The organism is Cupriavidus sp. D384, assembly GCF_001652915.1.
In the GTDB taxonomy this organism is placed as follows: Bacteria; Pseudomonadota; Gammaproteobacteria; order Burkholderiales; family Burkholderiaceae; genus Cupriavidus.
Window position 1 is genome coordinate 24,313 of record NZ_BBQI01000093.1, and the last position, 17,113, is coordinate 41,425.

The window sequence follows — 17,113 nt, forward strand, 5'->3', positions numbered from 1 at the left end:
CAATGGTGCACCAACCTTGGTACTCTCGGGGCTACTGCGGCGCAGTCCCACTGCGCACGTTATCGAGTAAAGTCGCCTCATCCAACTAACCCTTCTGTAAAGCCAAGCATGACTACAAAAATCGAAGATGAAGAAGTTCCCCTCCTGTGCTCCGATTGCTTTGTAGATGAAGGCCTAAAGATCGATGCAATGCACAGTGGTCTCGAACAAGATGGTCCGTGCCCTAACTGCAAAAGCACGAGTGGGCGGAAGCTAACTAAGGCCCTCATAAATGGAGTTGCGTGGCGCTTCTTTGTGGGCGGAACAACGATCCGATGCAAGTATGGAGCAGCTCCAGTAATTCAATTTAACGAGCATCGCTACGGCAGAAGCGATATCTCCCCTTCGCCATGGCTGAAGAACGACATCAAATTGATTGAAGAGGCCGCGAAAATTGGATTCTTCCATTATGGTCCACGCCTTTGGATGGTCGGCGAAGTTGAACCACTGAAGGACCTGCAAGACCCTGCGACACGACCCAATATCATCGAACTAATCTTGAAGGAGTATCCTGAACGATCGCTATCTCAGGATGAGGCTTTCTATCGAATGCGCGTCTGTCCAGAACGTCCCGATGATCCTGCGGAGTACGATAGTCCACCGATTCACTTGGCGGGTAAAGGGAGGTTGGATGCTCCGGGCTTTCCCGTAATGTACGGCTCGCAGGACATCGACGTTTGTGTTCACGAATGCAGAGCCACGGCGGAAGACGATCTCTACGTAGCCACCCTCAAACCATTGCGAACCCTGCGCCTACTAGATTTGACGCATGTATTGAAAGAAGACGTAACGGAGTTTGAGAGCTTGGATATGGCCATACATATGCTATTCCTTGCACGCTCCCATTCCTACGACATCTCACGCTCCATTTCTATTGCAGCCAGGGACGCGGGCTTCGACGGAATAATCTACCCGTCGTTCTTTAGCCTCATTCGTACCGGTGGACACCCCTTTGAGACAACATACGGACTATCGCTACGTCGCTACCATCCGGAAGCAGAAGAATACGCCAAAGCATTCACCATCCCCAACTTCGCACTGTTTGGACGTCCGATCGAAGCTGGGTCGGTTCGTGTCGAATGCATGAATCGCCTCGTCCTGACACAGGTCGGTTACAGGGCACACTTCGGCCCAGTTACCTACTAAGACTAGCAACGATAGATACTCGGGTACGGCAACACGCCGCCGCCATTCGCGCAAACACACTCAGCAAACTATGGGTACTGTTACTGAACACTGCCTCGGATGGTGGCACAATTACCCACTAACACAACGAAAACTCGGAATTTTATCGGCATGAAGGGGTTCTGGAACAATGCTTCAGTGGCTGGCACAGTTGGTGCGCTAGTCACATGGATGCTTGGCAAGGCCGAGTCAGCCAAGTTGGAGTGGTCTTGGAACTGGATTCCAAACTGGGTGGTTGATTTCGGCACCTGGCTCAGAACGCCGCTCATTGATCCAGTTCAACTGGTATGGATTTTCATGGGCTTGCTGGTACTACGTGCCGTGTATCTACGCAGCCGATACGCGATCTTAGAAAGCGACCAACAGGAGCCTAAAGAGGGCACACCGAGGCTCGCTGAATTCACACAGGGAACCTTTGGCGAAGTTTTCTGGCGCTGGGATCCCAGCAAGGGAATGTCTAGTCTTACGCCCTATTGCCAGTGGTGCGACTTTGAGCTGGATGAACGGCGGGTGTCCTACGCGGCCGCGCCAACTTCGGAAGTTACTGGTCACATTGAATGCCCGCATTGCTCACGCAAAGCAGGCATAAGGATGGAAGCGGCTGTCGACCGCAGGATGACGCTCGCAAAAAAGATCGATCACGCGATACGTAACGGTGCCTGGAAGGGGATGGTTCTCGCCAACCGCGAGCGTACGGGTCGCATACGAGCAGAAGCAACCCAGTGAGATCACGTCAAACACAACTCTCAGATTAAGGAATCATCGGGTAGTGATTGACCGCAACACTCCCACTGATTTTTTGCCTCAAGTCCCTAGCGTACTCCTATCGGATATTCCGAACACTGGATCGATTCGCACCACACGAGGTTGCGCCGACATAGGCCACTCTTCCGACCAATCGTCGACGGCTATTCAACGCACTGGTTGCCTTCTGTTGAGGTCCAGGATGACCTGCTCTGGCCTGGACATGCTTTCAAACCAAGCCTCACGCGTCTCACGACGATTGAAGTCTCCACCGATGCATCGCTCCTGGAAGCCTGGCGAGAGCTGAGACTTGGCGAACTCGTATCCTCCATCGAGGAGAATCCAGAAGGTGGACAGCACAATCTTGACGTCAGCGTAAGGAGCTAGCACCGCATCCAGCAGAGCGACGTGTCGAACAAGCTGTGCCCCGGATGATGCAGGAGCTCGAAGCCGTTTCTCGTTTGGTAGGTACCATCCGCATGCAGCACGCCCGAAGTCCAGTTAGCGCACTTGCAGTGGTTGGACCGACGATGTCTCTCTTGTAGTCGCCGTCAGTGCGCCATCTTCAGATTTTCGCCGCGTGCGCTTGACTGCCGATAGTTCACTACACTCCTGACAGTCAAAGCGTCATCGTCCCGCCGCAGAATGAATTCGGAACTGGCAATCCAGCGTCGCCCGCAGCTCCGCGAGTACTCGGTCTTCGGCAATGCCGTGCGTAGGGTCGGTGCGGACTACATGCGCGCCTGCCCAGTCGGGCCACTCATCCGGCGAGTCGTCCACTGCAAGCCAGCGTGCCGGCTTTCGCCGATGGACGTCGAGAAGTACTTGGTCCGGCCTAGACTTGCTTTCGAACCAGGCTTTGCGCATCTCGCGGCGATGGAAGGTTCCACCAATGCATCGCTCCTGCAGCCTCGGAGAGAGTCGAGCCTTCGCGTGATCGTACCCTCCCTTGATGAGAAGCCAGGATGTGGATAGCACGATTTTGACGTCGGGATAGGGAGCTAGCAGCTGATCGAGCAGAGGGACGTTCTCAAACAAGCTGTGCCCGGGATGATGCAAAAGCTCAATGCCATTCCTCGTCCTGTACGCGGCGTCCGGATGCAAAACGCCATCGAAGTCCAAGTAGAGCACGTGTAGCGGTTGGACCGACGATGTCTCTGCTTGCGTCACGGCCACAGCGTCATCTCCTGATGCGCGCCGCATGCGCCTGACCGCCAACACTTCACCACACGCACGCTTGCCTCCCCTTCATGACGGAGAGATTATGTGGTCCGGCAATGGTCGCTGCAACGCTCGATGCCCCACTTTTCGTAGCCGCCACCGGCAACGGGCAAGGTTGTGCCGGTTACGTGAAGATTTTTGCAACAGACGTTGCGAACGCCATACACTGGGCTTCCGCTGTCACGCAGGAGAGTCGCTGTAGCGACGTCCATCATGCTGAAAATCACCGTGGAAGTCGTCCGGCCGGGACGCGACGAATCCGGAAAGGAGATTGCTACTGCCTACATAGGGAGGTTTGAGCGTAGCGCAGTGTCCGACTACGTCGTGCAATTGAGCGAGCCGCCTTTTGGCGACCGGGAGAAGCGCACACTGCATGCCTATCCCCGCTACGCGGCGTCGGTTTTTGACCTGGTGGCCCGCGCATTGGCAGTAGGATTGACTGGAATCGAAGTGTTGCCGCCGCGACCTCAAGTGCCGAGCGTCCCCATTCACCAATCGGGAGACACCAGGTACGTCCGCCTTTCGGAGATCCCTGAGCCGGCAGCGACATTCTTCCGCAAGCGCATTGAGTTCTCGGGATGTCCGGTCATCGAAGAAGACCCTGAGCCGATGCAATGCGCTTACGCATCGGACTGGCTTGACTTCCTGGGCGGCCGGCGGTAGCGCAATCTCCCTTGCGCGCGAAGCTTTGAGACGCCTCCGCGCCATCGTTGCAACCCTCCCCGCCCAAGGGCCTTGCTGCAGTGCGGCCCTAAAAAAGAATGCGCGACCTCGAAGGCCGCGCATTGAAGATGCTCTTAAGCGTATGTTCCTTCTTCGATGCTCGCCTTCGCGACTTGGTGGACGACATCCTTCGCCCATTCCGTCACCAACGCGTTTACAAATACGTGGCGCAGCGGCACCCCAGGGATATCGCTTGTCGCTCCCGCTTGCAGACTTCCGCTCGCTACCAGGCTGAGGAGTTCGGTCGCGGTAGCCGCACTAGGAGCTACATTCGCACCACGTCGAAACGCTTCATTCCGAAGCGACCCAAACGGTGCGTTGACAACGCTGAAAGTTGCATCCCAAGTGTCGCCGTTCTGCATGTAAAACAGGAACGGGAAGCGCCCCACTATCCGCCACACATCGATAGCTGCCCACATCACCGGGTCGACGATATCGGCCACCCAGTAGAACTGCAAATCTTCCATCTGGAAGCGGATTGTCTGCAGCTTGCTACCATCTTCGAGATCGATACACCCGAACCCCAGGTTGGTATTCTCGTACGACGGGCCGAACATGCGCCTGTCCTCCTGGCGAATAGGGCATGTCAGCACCGGAAGGTTGCCAGGCAAGCCTCGCGCTTGCTTGAACCTTGCTCCAACCGATTGCAAGGCATGCAGTTTTCCGACCGGCACACAGTTCGGGCCAAAGCCCGTAATGAAGTTCGTTTCCATCTCTAATGTCCTGCTGAAGTTATGACAAGGATTGCGCGCTCAGGTCGAACCGAACGCGGCAGATGAGGTCCCCGAGGTGTCCCGCACCGTCGTGGATATCTGCGATCTGCAACCCGTATAGCGCCAAAACTCCTGCATCTGACATGACCCGGAATCACCCGGATGCAGAGTGTTTCTGCTGCGATGGCCGCATCTTAAGGGGTGAATTTCTTGGGGAAAAGAGGCCCGATGCGCGCTTCTTGAGGCGCCCCGAAGCCGACTGAAAAAACTGGTTTGGAGCGAGCAGAGATTTCCGGATTAGAGGTTTTACTCTAATTTTCGAAGTTTCGCGGGGACGCAACCCTTCTACACCGTGGCAGGCATCAAGACACGCTTCGCTCGGTGAACAAGGAGGTCGATGACCTCTCGTCATCAAGGAAGCGGAAAGCAAGGGACTGGCCAAGCCAAGCATCACGCCAAGCTGAGGGCCGCACGACGCTTCGCAATGCACTGGTCCCGAATCTCGCGAGCGAAGGAAGCACAAGGGCTCGAGTATTCGATGCCCGCTGCAGCCAGCTCAAGGCCACGCATCACTTGGAGCGCCTGCGCCCCACAATCAAGGCCTATCCATTGTGCAAACCTGAGCTTGGAATAGTGGCCTTCGGCAATGAAGCGCTCACAAATCCAGTCCAAGGCGTCGTCAGCAGTCGCCGGCCGGTCCTGCGGCGGCAAAACCATCAGCATTTCTGCGTTCGCCTCGTCGAATGCGCTTCGTTTCAAGAACTTCTCTACGATGCGCACCACATTTTTTGCATTCCGGTCGCGCCGCAGTGCTACGGAAAACCACTGAGGATACTGCGTGGATACAGCGTGAATCACAGGCTGCAATTTAAAGTCGCGCCAGAACCGCGGAAGCGGCTTGTAGGCGTGATCCAAGGCGAAGAAAAACTCGCCGGCAATCACATCGATATCCTTCAGGCCACAGTCGACCATGTAAGTGACGACGGTGTTCGCGACTTCCTCATAGACGTCGTCTGCGGTGAGCCGGTGGCTCGATTGTTCGTTGTTCATGCTTGGTGATTGAAAGGGGGTTGCGAGCCAAGCCAATCAGCGGCTCGCACAGGGCATGTGTCGCCTGTATATAAGTGTAGGTTCGCGTTGGCGCCATGATTTGGGCGCCAGTTGTTGCGCGCCCTACCCTGACATGTGCAGTAGCGGAATACGCCTAGGCACCAAGGGCGTTCTCACAGTCGAACGGCGGTGAACTTTTTTGCGAGGAAGGTTTGCCGACTCCCCGCAGCCAAGCTTCTACGTCTGCGCGGCGCCAGCGAAGTGGGAAACGGGGGCCGAGGTATGCGGGCGCAGGCAGCGTATGGGGTCGTCGTTTGGAGCGGCGACGGACGGTGGCTGGAGTGACCTCGAGGATGGCGGCAAGGTCGTGCGCGTCGAGGTAGGCGGTCGATTGTGATTGCATCCCGAGTATAGGGACGCCCATCAATGCGATACGCAACGGGTTGGAATATCGCGAAATTGAGGATAGTGACTTGGCTGATCAGGAGAACAGCACTATGTGGCCGACTACGGCTTCCGGGGGACCTTCTTCTGGACGGTCATCAAGACGTGCAAAACTGAAGGGTTAGCAGTCGAAACTTGTCGCGCGTCCGCCTCGTAGCCATACAGCCGATGCAGTCCCAGCGCAATCGCGCATGATCGGGAGTATCCACCTTCGCAATGCACGACAACGGTCGCGATCTCTCCATGCAGCCCCGTGACAAACCTTCGAATCTGCTCCCCATGCTCTGGCCGGAAAGCATTCGGCAGCTTCTCCTTTCCACGAGCCGAAAGCTGCGGATTCATGAAGTCGACATCAGCGAAACTCAGACGCAAAACATGATTGAATCCATCCAGCCTGGCCAGCGGCCTCCCTGGCGCAGTCACTGAAATGACCGCCACTGACTCCAGGCGAGGCAATTTCTCAGCCACACCCCGCGACACTGCCAATACCTGACGCTTGCCGTCTTTGGGCGGTCGGTAGAGCTTGTCGAGGGCATCTTTCAACTGAAGCGGCACGCCTGTTTCTCCTTGGTTGGCTACTCAAGCCCGGAGCAGCACCGTCAATCGTCCAATGAGCCAATCCAGCTCGTCTTCGGAACACCAGCCTTTCCGCGACACTGAGATGCGTATCCGCCAGAGCGTCTTCTCGCGCGGCTGCCCCGCATGCTCGGTCTCATCCTTCTGCGCAACTGGCAACAACTGTCGCGCCAAGTCTTCACAGATGTCCCACCGCTCGTAGCGCTCTTCCTCGGTCTCCCCAGCGACGTAGCGCCCGTCGATTTCGCGGACACCAATTTTCGGTTGAACGCCGGTCACTACCGAGGACATAGTGCTGCGAGGAAAGTCCTCTGGCACGTCATTGAGGTTCATTGTTCGTCTCCGGTTTCTTTGCGCGAGGCTTGCTCGCGCGCTGGCGGGGCTCTGCATCCCTAGTCATCATCAGCGGATTGATGGTGGCTACTGGACCGATGGTGTCGAACCACTCCTGCCGGCCAAGCGCTCGCACGACGCAGACCAGCGTGTGCAATGACGAGCCGTTACCCAACTCGAGGTTACGCAATGCGCGTGTGCTCACGCCAGCGCGCTCGGCAAGGACGGCTTGTTCCAGGTTGCGATTGATACGGAGTCGCCTGAGATTGGAGCCAATCTCGTATTCGAGCTCCTCTGGCGTGTACAAACGAGAGGGGTCTATGCGCGCCATGTCACTACTCTCCTGGCGCTAAAGCGTTCTGCAACAATGGGAGCATTTCTGCCGCTAGTGGGCCGTTCTGGCTACTGCAGGCAACTTGTTGCCAGTTGAAACGAGGAAAAACGGCTCGTTTCGGCATCATTGACTTTGCTATTCAGGCTTGTGGGCGGCGTGATACTTCGCCATGGCCCTTAGCGCCGCCACGAAGTATGTCTTCCCCGTTGCTGTGACGTCTTCTATTGCACAAACGACTTCGTCACGGGTGGCGGTAAAGCTTGCACCGTGAGTCTGAGCGTACTCGAGGACGGCCAGTCGGCTCGTAGAGTCGCAAGGCGTCAGCTGAACATGGGCGTTGTTCATTGAGTAGACCCGAAGACTGCCTCTGCTCGCGTCGTACGCAGCGAAGGCCTTTGCGGGATCGCCAATGATTTCGAGCCCATCTGTTATGCACAGTTGGTACATCAGTTCCAGCTCGTTCATCTGATCAATGGCCTTGCCGGCGCTGTACCTAGTGTTAGCCGTCCCCTCGGGCCACTCTTCCAGCAGTGCGGCCAGCCCTTTACGTATGTGTTCCATTTCCACTTCCAGGCCCTCCAACGGCCGCGCGATTGCACCATAGGCACCAACTCTAAAGCGATGCTCGGCTCGCAGCTATTAAGTAAGTGACCACTGCCGCCTTAGTCAAAACGCCAGGCACTCCGTTTGCCAGTCAACGGCGTTCCGGCATGGTCAGATAGCTCGCAGTGGCTCCAACTGCGTAGATAAAATAGCTTTTCTATACCATATTATACGTTGACGTATATTTTTATCAAAACGCAATCTGGACGGCATCTCGCGTGGCCGAAAAACTTAAGGTTTTTCACAGCGAAGTGCTGGATATGAAACTTGAGCAGGCCGTCGGTGCGGCTGTCCGATTTCGGCGCAAGGGCCTAGGCATGAACCAGGAGACCCTAGCCGAGCGATCTGGCTTGCAGACGGCTGCGGTGAGCCGTCTTGAGCGAGGCGATGGATCGCCGAACTTGCGTACGCTCGGGCGAATAGCGGCGGCGTTGGACATCCGCGTTTCCCAGCTACTGCTGCAAGCAGAGGCGTTGTTGCCGTTGATTGAAAAGGCTGCGTTGCCAGATGGGCAGGACGCGGACGGGAAATAGCCAACGGAATATTAGGTCGGGCGTGTCAGCAGTTTGCCCGTCCTACCGTTTTCGATATCAGGAAGCCCCCAACGCACGCCAGCTTTGATGGCCGTCAACCTCCGAAAACGGAAAGCCTTCGAACTGGATCTTCAGCAATTCGCAATAGATAGCCGCAACGGAGAGGGTTCTCCATAGCGAGTCCAATGCGACCTACTCCTCGCCCTTTTGTTTAGGCGCCTTGACAATAGACATCGCCATCTTGCGCTCTTCGCTGGTCGCTGGCTTTCTTCGTCTTCCAGCCATGTCATTGCCTTGCTCGTAAGCTCTCAATCGCAGAAGCAGCAGCGCGTTGTAGCTATCGCGTTCGGCCAACATGTCCTCAAGCTCCGAATTGAGGTTTCGTAGCCGCCGGATGTGGGCTTTGAGCGCTTCCCGAGGGCCGGTGGGGTCGTCCATTGCTTCGAGAATCGCTTCGCGCACTTTGGGGTAAGCACAATTCGCAAGCCCAACGAGGGACCGCGAGTGCCCGGCTTCGAGTGAGACATTGAGAACGTTGACACGTAGCTTGCCATTTGCAGCTTTCAGCTTGACCTTTGGGTTGGTAGGCGTGCCCTCTATCAGGCGCTTAAGCGCAGACATGAAGTCGGCGCTTATCGAGTCGTCGTTAGTTTCCATAGAAGGAACCTCTTTTCGCTTCCCAGGCTTCGATAAGCACCGCCACCACCTTCTCGGCTTGATCAGCTCGCGCCTTGTGGACTGCAAACTCCCGCTCACGCCCGGCTCGCTTGGCTCGTCTTACCATAAACGCGTAATGCTCGTGCCGCTCGGCCCAGAAGTTAAGATGCGTTACGTCAATTGCAAAGCAACCACATCCGGCGCACATCCCGGGGTTTCGACTACTAAAATCAGGCACGGTCGCGCCCCAACTCACGGTTCCCGACGCCGCTCGGCATCTAGACTCTAGGGGCTTTGCACGGATAAAACAGTTTCCGTGGTCGGAGAAAAAAATCCGCAAATCGTGTGTCGTCACTACTTCCGTGACGCGGCGAACGCACTCAGCATAGTCGTTAGCCCCAGTGAACTGTTCGCGGCTGAAGTATTCAGCGATAACATCGCTCATGCGGCCTGTGAGTTTTTCTCCCTGAACAGCGGCAACAAAGAAGTTAATTGTCTCTGACTCAATGAGGTCGTCGACATCGCGACGTTGTCGGGCGTCTGCGGGGTAGTATGCAGATTCGGTGGTTGCGTCACTGTAGTGCTTAAAATGCTGGCGCACGGCCGGAAGCAGCGAAGTTCTGACATCGAGTACGTAGGCAGCGAAGGTCTTGCGCCCCTGCGACGGCGTAATGCATCTTCCTCCAGTCGCTATGTAGATCGATAAATCCTCTCCTCGCTTGCTATCGAAGGGCAGTCTATTGAAGTTCACCTCTGAAGCCACAAAACTCTTGAATGTCCGCAGCAAAGTTGTGATTTTGAATGCAGTGATTTTCTTTGGATTCCACGCTACTCCGCGGCCTGCGACAAAGTGGACAACAAGTTCAGATCTCCCCCCTAAGATGCGCCATGGAGCGAGTAGCTTTTCCAGAGTGCAGACAGCGCGAACTGGAGGGGGCAGATAGTCTGCTCCAACTGGACGACAGCCAAGTAGCCACTCCGTCTCTTTCGGGTCAGGCCTTCCCTTGCTGACAACACCTTGCAAATAGAACATTTCCATGAGACCGTTGCTGGAAAGCCTTCGGGAGATGCAAACGGGCAATCCCTTTTCTTCGTTCCAACCACCAGTCAAGCCGCAGATTTCGCTACCCCGAAGACCCACCAGATACTGAAGAATGCAGACAGCCGCGGTCCGCACTCGAACGATGAAGTACCTTAGCGCCTCGACCTGCCGGAAGATTGTTTCTCGACCGTCTTGAATCAGAGTATTGAAAGCGGTGAGCTGATCTCGCCATGATCCATCGCAGCTACCTTCGCTATTGAATGAAAATCCTGAAATTGCCGTACGAACATATTTATTGATGGTGGAGCGTGCAAGTCCCTTCTCAATCGCCTCTTCGCGCGCATCAAGGTAAGTGTTTTGAAGGCGAATCACATCCGGCGCATATTCGTCGACCCACTTCAGCGCAGCCTTAAGCAACAACTGTGCTATCTCATCGGGCAACGGAGGAATGCGCTTAATAACATGCGCTGCCAATTCGCCCGCTACTACGTTCACTTTCCGCCCCGCGAACGGTACCAAATCGGTACACGGCAACCCTCTTTTTTCTAATCGTGAGCGCTGAGCATAAATATAATAAGCTAACTTAATTCTCGTGCTCACTTGGTTGTAAGTGATCTTATCGTCCTCATCGAGAGGGGTCGCGGTATCGCCCGCCTGCTCTTCGTTCAACGTCTCATCGATCTCGTTTTCCTGGTCACCGGTGGCATCGTCGTCGTTGAAGCCTTCCTCATCTGCTGCATCCTCAACCTCCCCCCATTCCACGCTGCCATACAGGGCGTCCTTGTCGTCATAGAAACGCAATCGATTCAAAAGAAGAGTCGGAAGGTCGGAATGGTATTGTGCCCATGCCTCCTCGGTTAGCTCACCGAAGTCCCGAAGGCCACGATAGTTCATCCAGCAAAAAAGCTCTTTCGAGCCCGCGGACATTGCAGGCCCACTTCCAGGCGAAAGCGCTGCCCCGTACCAACCACCATCCTCGAGCATTCCCCAGCAAACTTCGCGGAATGATTCCAGTAAGACCTGATGCTGGCTGTCAGTTGAGCGCGATCCGTCCGGCAACGCGAAATCCCAAAACATCCGGTTGGTCTGCCCGGGAGTGGTGGTGTCCAATCGCCAGGAATAGTCGGGCCAAATTGAGTGCGTGGACACTCGTATAAGGGGAGTGTCGACCTCCACAACTTTGTGCGCCGCTGACGGCGCTTTCGCCGATGGTTTCATTCCAACCTTCCTAACGGGTTGAGTGACAACTTTTTGGCTTCTTCCCAGACGCTTTCGTCATCGAACGACGGAATCCATCTATTCTGCAGAGCCAGTTGGACTTCTTCATATGCAGCGGACCACCGGCGTACGTCTAGGTAGGCTCTCGCATTAATCACTTCGTCGAGAAGCTGCAAAGCCCGGGCGAGGGAATAGGCAGAAAACTTGTTGACCGCACCGAAGGGGCAACCTGGGCACCTGCCGAACGCTTGACATCGGCGGCCTTTGATTTCACCGGGAACGGGGGAATCAAACGGATCCGCACAATGCCACCCAGGGGTTGCCGCCAGGATATCGCTGTAGGTCGGTGTCACACGCGGGTCAAGCGTCCCGGCAGAGCCAACCCAGCCCTCCATCGTCGTCATCACTTCGCTCAAGGCTTCATTTCTGCGGTTCCGGGCGGAGGCGCCTTCATAATGAGCCTGCACAACTTGTCCACTTTTCTGACCTCCTGCGGCCTGTACCGCACGAAGGTCGTCGCCACTCAAGACGCGGACTAGGTCTAACCCTGTAGTCCGCAAGTTCTTAATGCCAAATTTTGGTAATTTATGGCGGTCGATAAAATTTTCCAGTCCGCGCTTCCATAAGACGTCAAAAGAAACCCCTGCCTGCGCGCCTGTCAGAAAACCTCGAACTGTGCCCTCTCGAGTGCCAAACACATATAGATTGCCAGCGAATTTCCCTGCCTTGCCCCGAATTAAGGATGTCCACTCCAACAGAAAAGAGTGCAGCATCGCAGGCGAGAGAATGTCGTCATCTTGATGCGCGAAACTCCTAGAATACTGTCCTTTCGCTCTGGGCTTGACAAATCTGTAAACTATTCGCTTGACACCCATTACCTTCTTATGAGTAATCTGGCGAAGACGCATACCGAGAAGTGACCCGGTGTTTCCAGACGTATAGATAGCATGGAGCAAGATAAAGGGAACCAATCGGTCAGCGCTTGGGTAAAATGGCAAAATCACGGCCCTCATCCCGTGAAAAAACTGAATTGCATTTCCCAAATTTCCATCGATTTTCTTAATATCGGCCAGACAGGGAATAGGCAGCAATCCGATTTCCTTTAGCCTCCACAAGGCGCTTTCTATCGTTTTATAACGCCCCCGGCTATCAAGGTCTTGGTCGCCAAGATAGGGATTTCCCCCTTCGATAATCGGCCGTAATTCTCGAAATTCACGAATCGTTTCCGCTGCCTCAGCCCGACAAGCAACCAACAATGCTCGCAGAGTTGCTGCATCCAACGCTTCAGTCGGATTATGGGAAGCCCCTTCGCGTCGAAACGGTCGGCTTGGCCAAGAGAGCTCTGGGGACAACCGATGCCTCAGCCTCGGACTTTCTCTGATAACTTCTAGGAGGCTGCGAAAAGCCCCCCAGTAGCCACGTTGGGTGCTGTAACTAACGTGACACTCCTTTCTGATGAACTTTATAAAATCATCGATTATCAGTCGGGTAATTTCCTCCGTTCTAAGGCTTTCGAAGTTACGCCTCTTCAGATAGTTAACCCAACTGTTTGCAATCCTCGAATGCATTCGCTCAAACAGGAGCTTCGCTTTACGATCCGGGTTGTTACTCCAAATTACAAAAGCCGACGCAAACTCTTCAGCACAAGCGCACCCGGCAAGCGTCGCTTGGAGCTTTTCCAGCGCTCTTTCGAAAAATTCAAGATTTTCCTTAGGACCAACATACGAATTCAGTTCACTAGAGACGATCACATTCTTCGACCTACTCTCAATAGCCTTGAGTTGTTCGTCACTAAGCTGCGCGTAACGCAAATGATTACCTGATGCCACCGATGTGCTCCATTAAAGCGTCCGACACGGCAGCCTCGAAGTCGCCAGCGGCTTTCAGATACGTGTCCATCGTCGTCGTCAGATGAGCATGACCTAAACGGGCCTGGATATACAGCCAGGGCTCACTGTCTCCAGCCTTTTTTCTCGCATAGTAGGTCCATACGGCATAGGTATGCCGTAGATCATGAAAAACAAAAAGCGGAAACTGTTTTTCGAAAGCCTTTTTCTCGACTCGAATCCCTCTCTGCCGGATACTGGCTCTCTCTTCGAACTGGCATTGCCCAACATCGATACATGCCTTTGCGAATCTGCGCTCGAGCGTGCGAACTGATACTCGTTTTCCCGCGTGCTGATGCGTAAATGTTGGATTTATAATTAGAGCGTCGCTACTGGTGGCAATGTTGATTTTCTCCGCGATCAGTCGGCGTTCATACGCGATATATACGAGCGTCTCTTTAATCAACCATCCGGGAACATCGACTTTTCGCGGTTTCCTACCCTTCCCTACAATTCGAATTTTGTAGTTCCGATTATCTGCCAACAGATTAGAATCAAATTTTTCAAATAGTCGATAACTGAGATTGCGGATCTCGCTGATGCGCAATCCCGAATTCAGCGCATACTCACCAGCGAGTCTGTCACGCGAGGAACCCACATCAAATCCTAACTCTTGAATCTCCTCGTCGACAGAATCAAAGGTTCCTTCTTCTCGGGATTTTAGAAAGTCGGATGGTAAGCGGCCGAGGCTATTCATAATAGATCGGGCCTGCTCAATTTCCATTACCCGAACCGGCTCGTCCTCTTCGGCGATTTTGCTCACGTAAATTTTCCGCCGCGACTCGACTCCGCCATCATTACCCTCTTTGACTGCCGGCAGCAAAAGTGCTTTCAACGGAAGGGGGCCATCATATAATTTTTTCTCGCGCGCCCATTTATAAAGCCCCTCTATCGTCGAAACTCGCCTCCGCGGAGTTGCATTACGATATTCCTCCCCGGATGTTGGGGAGACGGTCGCATTCATTACCCCGATATAGCTTTCAAGATCATCGACTGTTGCCTGATGCCACACAATTCCAAATGCATCCAGGAAAATCAACCAATCTTTACAATCAAAAGCATACGAACTGAGTTTGTTTTCCACAAAAACCCAGGCTTTTTCTTTGTAATGCCCTTCGTAAAGATAGAAAAAGATGAGCTCGGCGATAGCTCCGCTGATATTGTCGATAACAAATGGGAAGCCGCGGGGTATAGTTGCAGCATTAGGCGCTTGGCCGGGGTTATCAGGAAGTCTTCCGGCCGACTTCTTGCGAAACTTCCGTACGACCCATTCAACCGGTTCGTCGGTCTCACCGACCAGATCCTTGGATACCGCATCCAAATCTGACATTTGGGCGTTCCTCATATCAAATCGTGTGGGTATACCCTATGTGGACAGTTCGCCCGCCCACACCCCGAAGCCATGCACGGCCTTCGATGAGGTTCACAGGTTGCCCACACTCGAAGGTTCGCCCGCTTCGCAGGCGCCCAACCTAATAGACTTCCAACCCCAAATTCAGGGTACTACAGTCTGTGAACACAATGCAGTGTCGCATAACGTGTTCACAGCCGCGATACGGATTCAGTGACGTATCGAACGGGATATCAGGCGAAGCATTACGGGAGAGAATCGACCTGGCCTGCTCGCGCGTGACCTGCGTCACAAGCTTCGGCGGCAGCGCCGATCCGACGCCAGTTCCGTCATCGGCCGGCAACGCATCGGGCACCATCCAGCCGTCGTCGAAGGCCTCGCGCTGGTCGCGTTCGAAGCGTCCCTGCAGGTTACTGACAGCGCCGCGGCCCTTGCGGGGCGGCATCGGAATCGGGGGCATGGATGGGTGTGGGGGCGAGACGATACTGTACAAATATACAGTATCGATGGCTCGACCCCAAGCCGGATCTCACGCCGTGCCGGACACGCCGCTTTCCTTGGCATCCACCGCAATCGCCAGCGTCTCCTTGATCTCCTCCATCACGACGTAGCTCTTCGACTGCGCGGCTCCCGGCAGTTGCAGCAGGATGTCGCCCAGCAGCCGCCGGTACTCGCCAATCTCGCGGATGCGTGCCTTGATCAGGTAATCGAAATCGCCCGAGACCAGGTGGCATTCGAGCACCTCGGGGATGCGCAGCACCTCGCGCCGGAACTGCTCGAACATGTTGCCCGACTTGTTGTTCAGCGAAATCTCGACAAACACCAGCAGCGCGCTGCCCAGCAGGGCCGGATTCAGCCGCGCGTAATACCCCATGATGACCCCATCGCGCTCCAGCCGTTTTACGCGCTCGATGCAGGGCGTGATCGTCAGTCCCACCGCCTCCGCCAGGTCTTTCATCGATATCCGGCCATCGGCCTGCAGCACGCCCAGGATCTTCCGATCCAGGCGATCCAGCGAGCGAATCGGCTGACGGCTTGTTCTCATGAATCTTTCCTGTTTTTGTAAGAAATTCGCGAACTAACACTGCTTCGAAGTCAATAGTATAGAAGCGAATTCTTCCATAGCCCTATTTGGCAGTACGGAGCCCCCGAAAATGCGCGTTCTTGTTCTTGGCAGTGGCGTGATTGGCGTCACCAGTGCGTGGTACCTGGCCCGGGCCGGTCACGAAGTGACCGTGGTGGACCGCGAAGGCGGCCCCGCGCTTGGCACCAGCTTTGCCAATGCCGGCCAGATCTCGCCGGGCTATGCGTCGCCGTGGGCCGCACCGGGCGTGCCGCTGAAGGCGATCAAGTGGATGTTCCAGGAACATGCGCCGCTGACCATCAAACCCGATGGCTCGCTGTTCCAGTTGCAGTGGATGTGGCAGATGCTGCAGAACTGCACGGCCGACCGCTACGCCGTGAACAAGGAGCGCATGGTGCGTCTGGCCGAATACAGCCGCGACTGCATCCGCACGCTGCGCGCCGAGACCGGCATCGCCTACGAAGGTCGCCAGCAGGGCACGCTGCAGGTGTTCCGTACCGATGCACAGCTGGAAGCCGCCGCACGTGACATCGCCGTGCTGGAGGAAGCCGGCGTGCCCTACGAATTGCTCTCGCGCGACGAACTCGGCGCGAGCGAACCGGCGCTGGCCGCCGCTGGCCAAAAGCTGGCCGGTGGCTTGCGCCTGCCGAACGATGAAACCGGGGACTGCCAGCTGTTTACCGAACGGCTGGCGGCCATGGCCGCATCGATCGGCGTGCAGTTCCAGTACAACCGGTCCATTGATGGCCTGCTGACCCAGGGCGACGCCGTGACCGGCGCCATCGTCGGCGGCGAACCGATGCTGGCCGATGCCGTGGTGGTGGCGCTGGGCAGCTGGTCCACGCCGTTCGTGAAGCCGGTGCTGCCGGGGCTGTCGAACCTGCCGGTCTACCCGCTCAAGGGCTTCTCAATCACGGTGCCGCTGCTCGACGCCGAGAAGAGCCCGGTATCGACGGTGCTGGACGAAACCTACAAGGTGGCGATCACGCGCTTCGACGACCGCATCCGCGTGGGTGGCATGGCGCAGATCGTCGGCTATGACCGTTCGCTGGATCCGAACAAACGCCGCACCCTCGAACACGTGGTCACCGACCTGTTCCCGGGCGCCGGCGATGTCAGCCGCGCCACGTTCTGGACTGGCCTGCGTCCGATGACGCCGGACGGCACGCCCGTAGTGGGCCCTGCCGGCATTCGCGGCCTGTGGCTCAACACCGGCCACGGCACGCTGGGCTGGACGATGGCCTGCGGCTCGGGCCAGTTGCTGTCCGACCTGGTATCGGGCACGCGCCCGGCAATCCGCGCCGACGATCTGTCGGTGGATCGCTATCGCAAGCAGCCGCGCACGCACCACGTGCCGCGCCCGGTGCCGGCCTGATT

At 55.9% G+C, this 17,113-nt stretch carries 17 protein-coding genes and 1 pseudogene; 5 read left to right on the top strand and 13 right to left on the bottom strand.

The window, feature by feature from the left end; genetic code table 11:
• The first annotated feature begins 108 nt into the window (after positions 1 to 108).
• Both A9J21_RS21465 and A9J21_RS21470 read left to right on the top strand, forming a co-directional pair.
• A complete protein-coding gene (locus tag A9J21_RS21465) occupies positions 109 to 1,185 on the top strand; it encodes an RES family NAD+ phosphorylase (protein WP_066739185.1) in 1,077 nt (358 codons plus the stop codon).
• Positions 1,186 to 1,335: 150 nt separating this feature from the next.
• On the top strand, positions 1,336 to 1,950 hold the full coding sequence (locus A9J21_RS21470; RefSeq protein ID WP_066739186.1) for a hypothetical protein: 615 nt from the start codon (positions 1,336 to 1,338) through the stop codon (positions 1,948 to 1,950).
• Between the two features lie 645 nt (positions 1,951 to 2,595).
• Here A9J21_RS21470 and A9J21_RS32730 read toward each other — a convergent pair.
• Positions 2,596 to 3,171, bottom strand: coding sequence for an HAD domain-containing protein (locus tag A9J21_RS32730; protein ID WP_404851403.1), 576 nt, complete (start codon positions 3,169 to 3,171; stop codon positions 2,596 to 2,598).
• Between the two features lie 231 nt (positions 3,172 to 3,402).
• On the opposite strand from A9J21_RS32730, the gene A9J21_RS21480 reads away from it, so the two are divergent.
• A complete protein-coding gene (locus tag A9J21_RS21480) occupies positions 3,403 to 3,852 on the top strand; it encodes a hypothetical protein (RefSeq protein WP_066739188.1) in 450 nt (149 codons plus the stop codon).
• A gap of 134 nt (positions 3,853 to 3,986) precedes the next feature.
• Here A9J21_RS21480 and A9J21_RS21485 read toward each other — a convergent pair whose 3' ends face one another.
• The 6 genes from A9J21_RS21485 to A9J21_RS21510 all read right to left on the bottom strand — a co-directional run bounded on the left by A9J21_RS21485 (position 3,987) and on the right by A9J21_RS21510 (position 7,923).
• Positions 3,987 to 4,625, bottom strand: a complete 639-nt coding sequence (locus A9J21_RS21485; protein ID WP_066739189.1) for a hypothetical protein — start codon at positions 4,623 to 4,625, stop codon at positions 3,987 to 3,989.
• 450 nt (positions 4,626 to 5,075) lie between these two features.
• On the bottom strand, positions 5,076 to 5,675 hold the full coding sequence (locus tag A9J21_RS21490) for a hypothetical protein (protein ID WP_066739190.1): 600 nt from the start codon (positions 5,673 to 5,675) through the stop codon (positions 5,076 to 5,078).
• A gap of 507 nt (positions 5,676 to 6,182) precedes the next feature.
• The gene (locus A9J21_RS31145; RefSeq protein ID WP_156546078.1) at positions 6,183 to 6,674 is read right to left on the bottom strand and encodes a hypothetical protein; all 492 of its coding nucleotides are present in this window, start codon (positions 6,672 to 6,674) and stop codon (positions 6,183 to 6,185) included.
• A gap of 24 nt (positions 6,675 to 6,698) precedes the next feature.
• A complete protein-coding gene (locus A9J21_RS21500; protein WP_066739192.1) occupies positions 6,699 to 7,028 on the bottom strand; it encodes a hypothetical protein in 330 nt (109 codons plus the stop codon).
• On the bottom strand, positions 7,015 to 7,359 hold the full coding sequence (locus A9J21_RS21505; RefSeq protein ID WP_066739193.1) for a helix-turn-helix domain-containing protein: 345 nt from the start codon (positions 7,357 to 7,359) through the stop codon (positions 7,015 to 7,017). Before A9J21_RS21505 ends, A9J21_RS21500 begins: the two co-directional genes overlap by 14 nt.
• Positions 7,360 to 7,497: 138 nt before the next feature.
• Complete coding sequence (locus A9J21_RS21510) at positions 7,498 to 7,923, bottom strand: hypothetical protein (RefSeq protein ID WP_156546080.1); 426 nt, start codon at positions 7,921 to 7,923, stop codon at positions 7,498 to 7,500.
• Between the two features lie 260 nt (positions 7,924 to 8,183).
• On the opposite strand from A9J21_RS21510, the gene A9J21_RS21515 reads away from it, so the two are divergent.
• Positions 8,184 to 8,498 (top strand): helix-turn-helix domain-containing protein, encoded by a 315-nt coding sequence (locus tag A9J21_RS21515; RefSeq protein ID WP_082926555.1) that lies wholly within the window; start codon positions 8,184 to 8,186, stop codon positions 8,496 to 8,498.
• Between the two features lie 192 nt (positions 8,499 to 8,690).
• Here A9J21_RS21515 and A9J21_RS21520 read toward each other — a convergent pair whose 3' ends face one another.
• The 6 genes and pseudogenes from A9J21_RS21520 to A9J21_RS21550 all read right to left on the bottom strand — a co-directional run bounded on the left by A9J21_RS21520 (position 8,691) and on the right by A9J21_RS21550 (position 15,697).
• On the bottom strand, positions 8,691 to 9,155 hold the full coding sequence (locus A9J21_RS21520) for a hypothetical protein (RefSeq protein ID WP_066739195.1): 465 nt from the start codon (positions 9,153 to 9,155) through the stop codon (positions 8,691 to 8,693).
• Positions 9,145 to 11,307 (bottom strand): hypothetical protein, encoded by a 2,163-nt coding sequence (locus A9J21_RS21525; RefSeq protein WP_156546082.1) that lies wholly within the window; start codon positions 11,305 to 11,307, stop codon positions 9,145 to 9,147. The genes A9J21_RS21520 and A9J21_RS21525 overlap by 11 nt, the downstream gene beginning before the upstream one ends.
• A 104-nt stretch (positions 11,308 to 11,411) precedes the next feature.
• Complete coding sequence (locus A9J21_RS31700) at positions 11,412 to 13,244, bottom strand: hypothetical protein (RefSeq protein ID WP_156546084.1); 1,833 nt, start codon at positions 13,242 to 13,244, stop codon at positions 11,412 to 11,414.
• The gene (locus tag A9J21_RS31150) at positions 13,231 to 14,631 is read right to left on the bottom strand and encodes a tyrosine-type recombinase/integrase (protein WP_197497546.1); all 1,401 of its coding nucleotides are present in this window, start codon (positions 14,629 to 14,631) and stop codon (positions 13,231 to 13,233) included. Before A9J21_RS31150 ends, A9J21_RS31700 begins: the two co-directional genes overlap by 14 nt.
• A gap of 193 nt (positions 14,632 to 14,824) precedes the next feature.
• A pseudogene (locus A9J21_RS21545) lies at positions 14,825 to 15,112 on the bottom strand (radical SAM protein); the annotation flags it as partial.
• A 69-nt stretch (positions 15,113 to 15,181) separates the two neighbouring features.
• The gene (locus A9J21_RS21550) at positions 15,182 to 15,697 is read right to left on the bottom strand and encodes an Lrp/AsnC ligand binding domain-containing protein (protein WP_066739201.1); all 516 of its coding nucleotides are present in this window, start codon (positions 15,695 to 15,697) and stop codon (positions 15,182 to 15,184) included.
• Between the two features lie 109 nt (positions 15,698 to 15,806).
• On the opposite strand from A9J21_RS21550, the gene A9J21_RS21555 reads away from it, so the two are divergent.
• Positions 15,807 to 17,111 carry a D-amino acid dehydrogenase gene (locus tag A9J21_RS21555; protein ID WP_066739202.1) on the top strand — a complete coding sequence of 435 codons (1,305 nt, stop codon included), beginning with the start codon at positions 15,807 to 15,809 and terminating at the stop codon, positions 17,109 to 17,111.
• Positions 17,112 to 17,113: the final 2 nt, after the last annotated feature.

What these genes read in the sequence shown, in the direction of transcription:
- A9J21_RS21485 (WP_066739189.1), bottom strand. Translation starts at nt 4,625, where the DNA reads ATGGAAACGAACTTCATTACGGGCTTTGGCCCGAACTGTGTGCCGGTC.
- A9J21_RS21480 (WP_066739188.1), top strand. Translation starts at nt 3,403, where the DNA reads ATGCTGAAAATCACCGTGGAAGTCGTCCGGCCGGGACGCGACGAATCC.
- A9J21_RS21470 (WP_066739186.1), top strand. Translation starts at nt 1,336, where the DNA reads ATGAAGGGGTTCTGGAACAATGCTTCAGTGGCTGGCACAGTTGGTGCG.
- A9J21_RS21555 (WP_066739202.1), top strand. Translation starts at nt 15,807, where the DNA reads ATGCGCGTTCTTGTTCTTGGCAGTGGCGTGATTGGCGTCACCAGTGCG.
- A9J21_RS21510 (WP_156546080.1), bottom strand. Translation starts at nt 7,923, where the DNA reads ATGGAACACATACGTAAAGGGCTGGCCGCACTGCTGGAAGAGTGGCCC.
- A9J21_RS21490 (WP_066739190.1), bottom strand. Translation starts at nt 5,675, where the DNA reads ATGAACAACGAACAATCGAGCCACCGGCTCACCGCAGACGACGTCTAT.
- A9J21_RS21505 (WP_066739193.1), bottom strand. Translation starts at nt 7,359, where the DNA reads ATGGCGCGCATAGACCCCTCTCGTTTGTACACGCCAGAGGAGCTCGAA.
- A9J21_RS21520 (WP_066739195.1), bottom strand. Translation starts at nt 9,155, where the DNA reads ATGGAAACTAACGACGACTCGATAAGCGCCGACTTCATGTCTGCGCTT.
- A9J21_RS31150 (WP_197497546.1), bottom strand. Translation starts at nt 14,631, where the DNA reads ATGTCAGATTTGGATGCGGTATCCAAGGATCTGGTCGGTGAGACCGAC.
- A9J21_RS21550 (WP_066739201.1), bottom strand. Translation starts at nt 15,697, where the DNA reads ATGAGAACAAGCCGTCAGCCGATTCGCTCGCTGGATCGCCTGGATCGG.
- A9J21_RS21500 (WP_066739192.1), bottom strand. Translation starts at nt 7,028, where the DNA reads ATGAACCTCAATGACGTGCCAGAGGACTTTCCTCGCAGCACTATGTCC.
- A9J21_RS32730 (WP_404851403.1), bottom strand. Translation starts at nt 3,171, where the DNA reads ATGCGGCGCGCATCAGGAGATGACGCTGTGGCCGTGACGCAAGCAGAG.
- A9J21_RS21465 (WP_066739185.1), top strand. Translation starts at nt 109, where the DNA reads ATGACTACAAAAATCGAAGATGAAGAAGTTCCCCTCCTGTGCTCCGAT.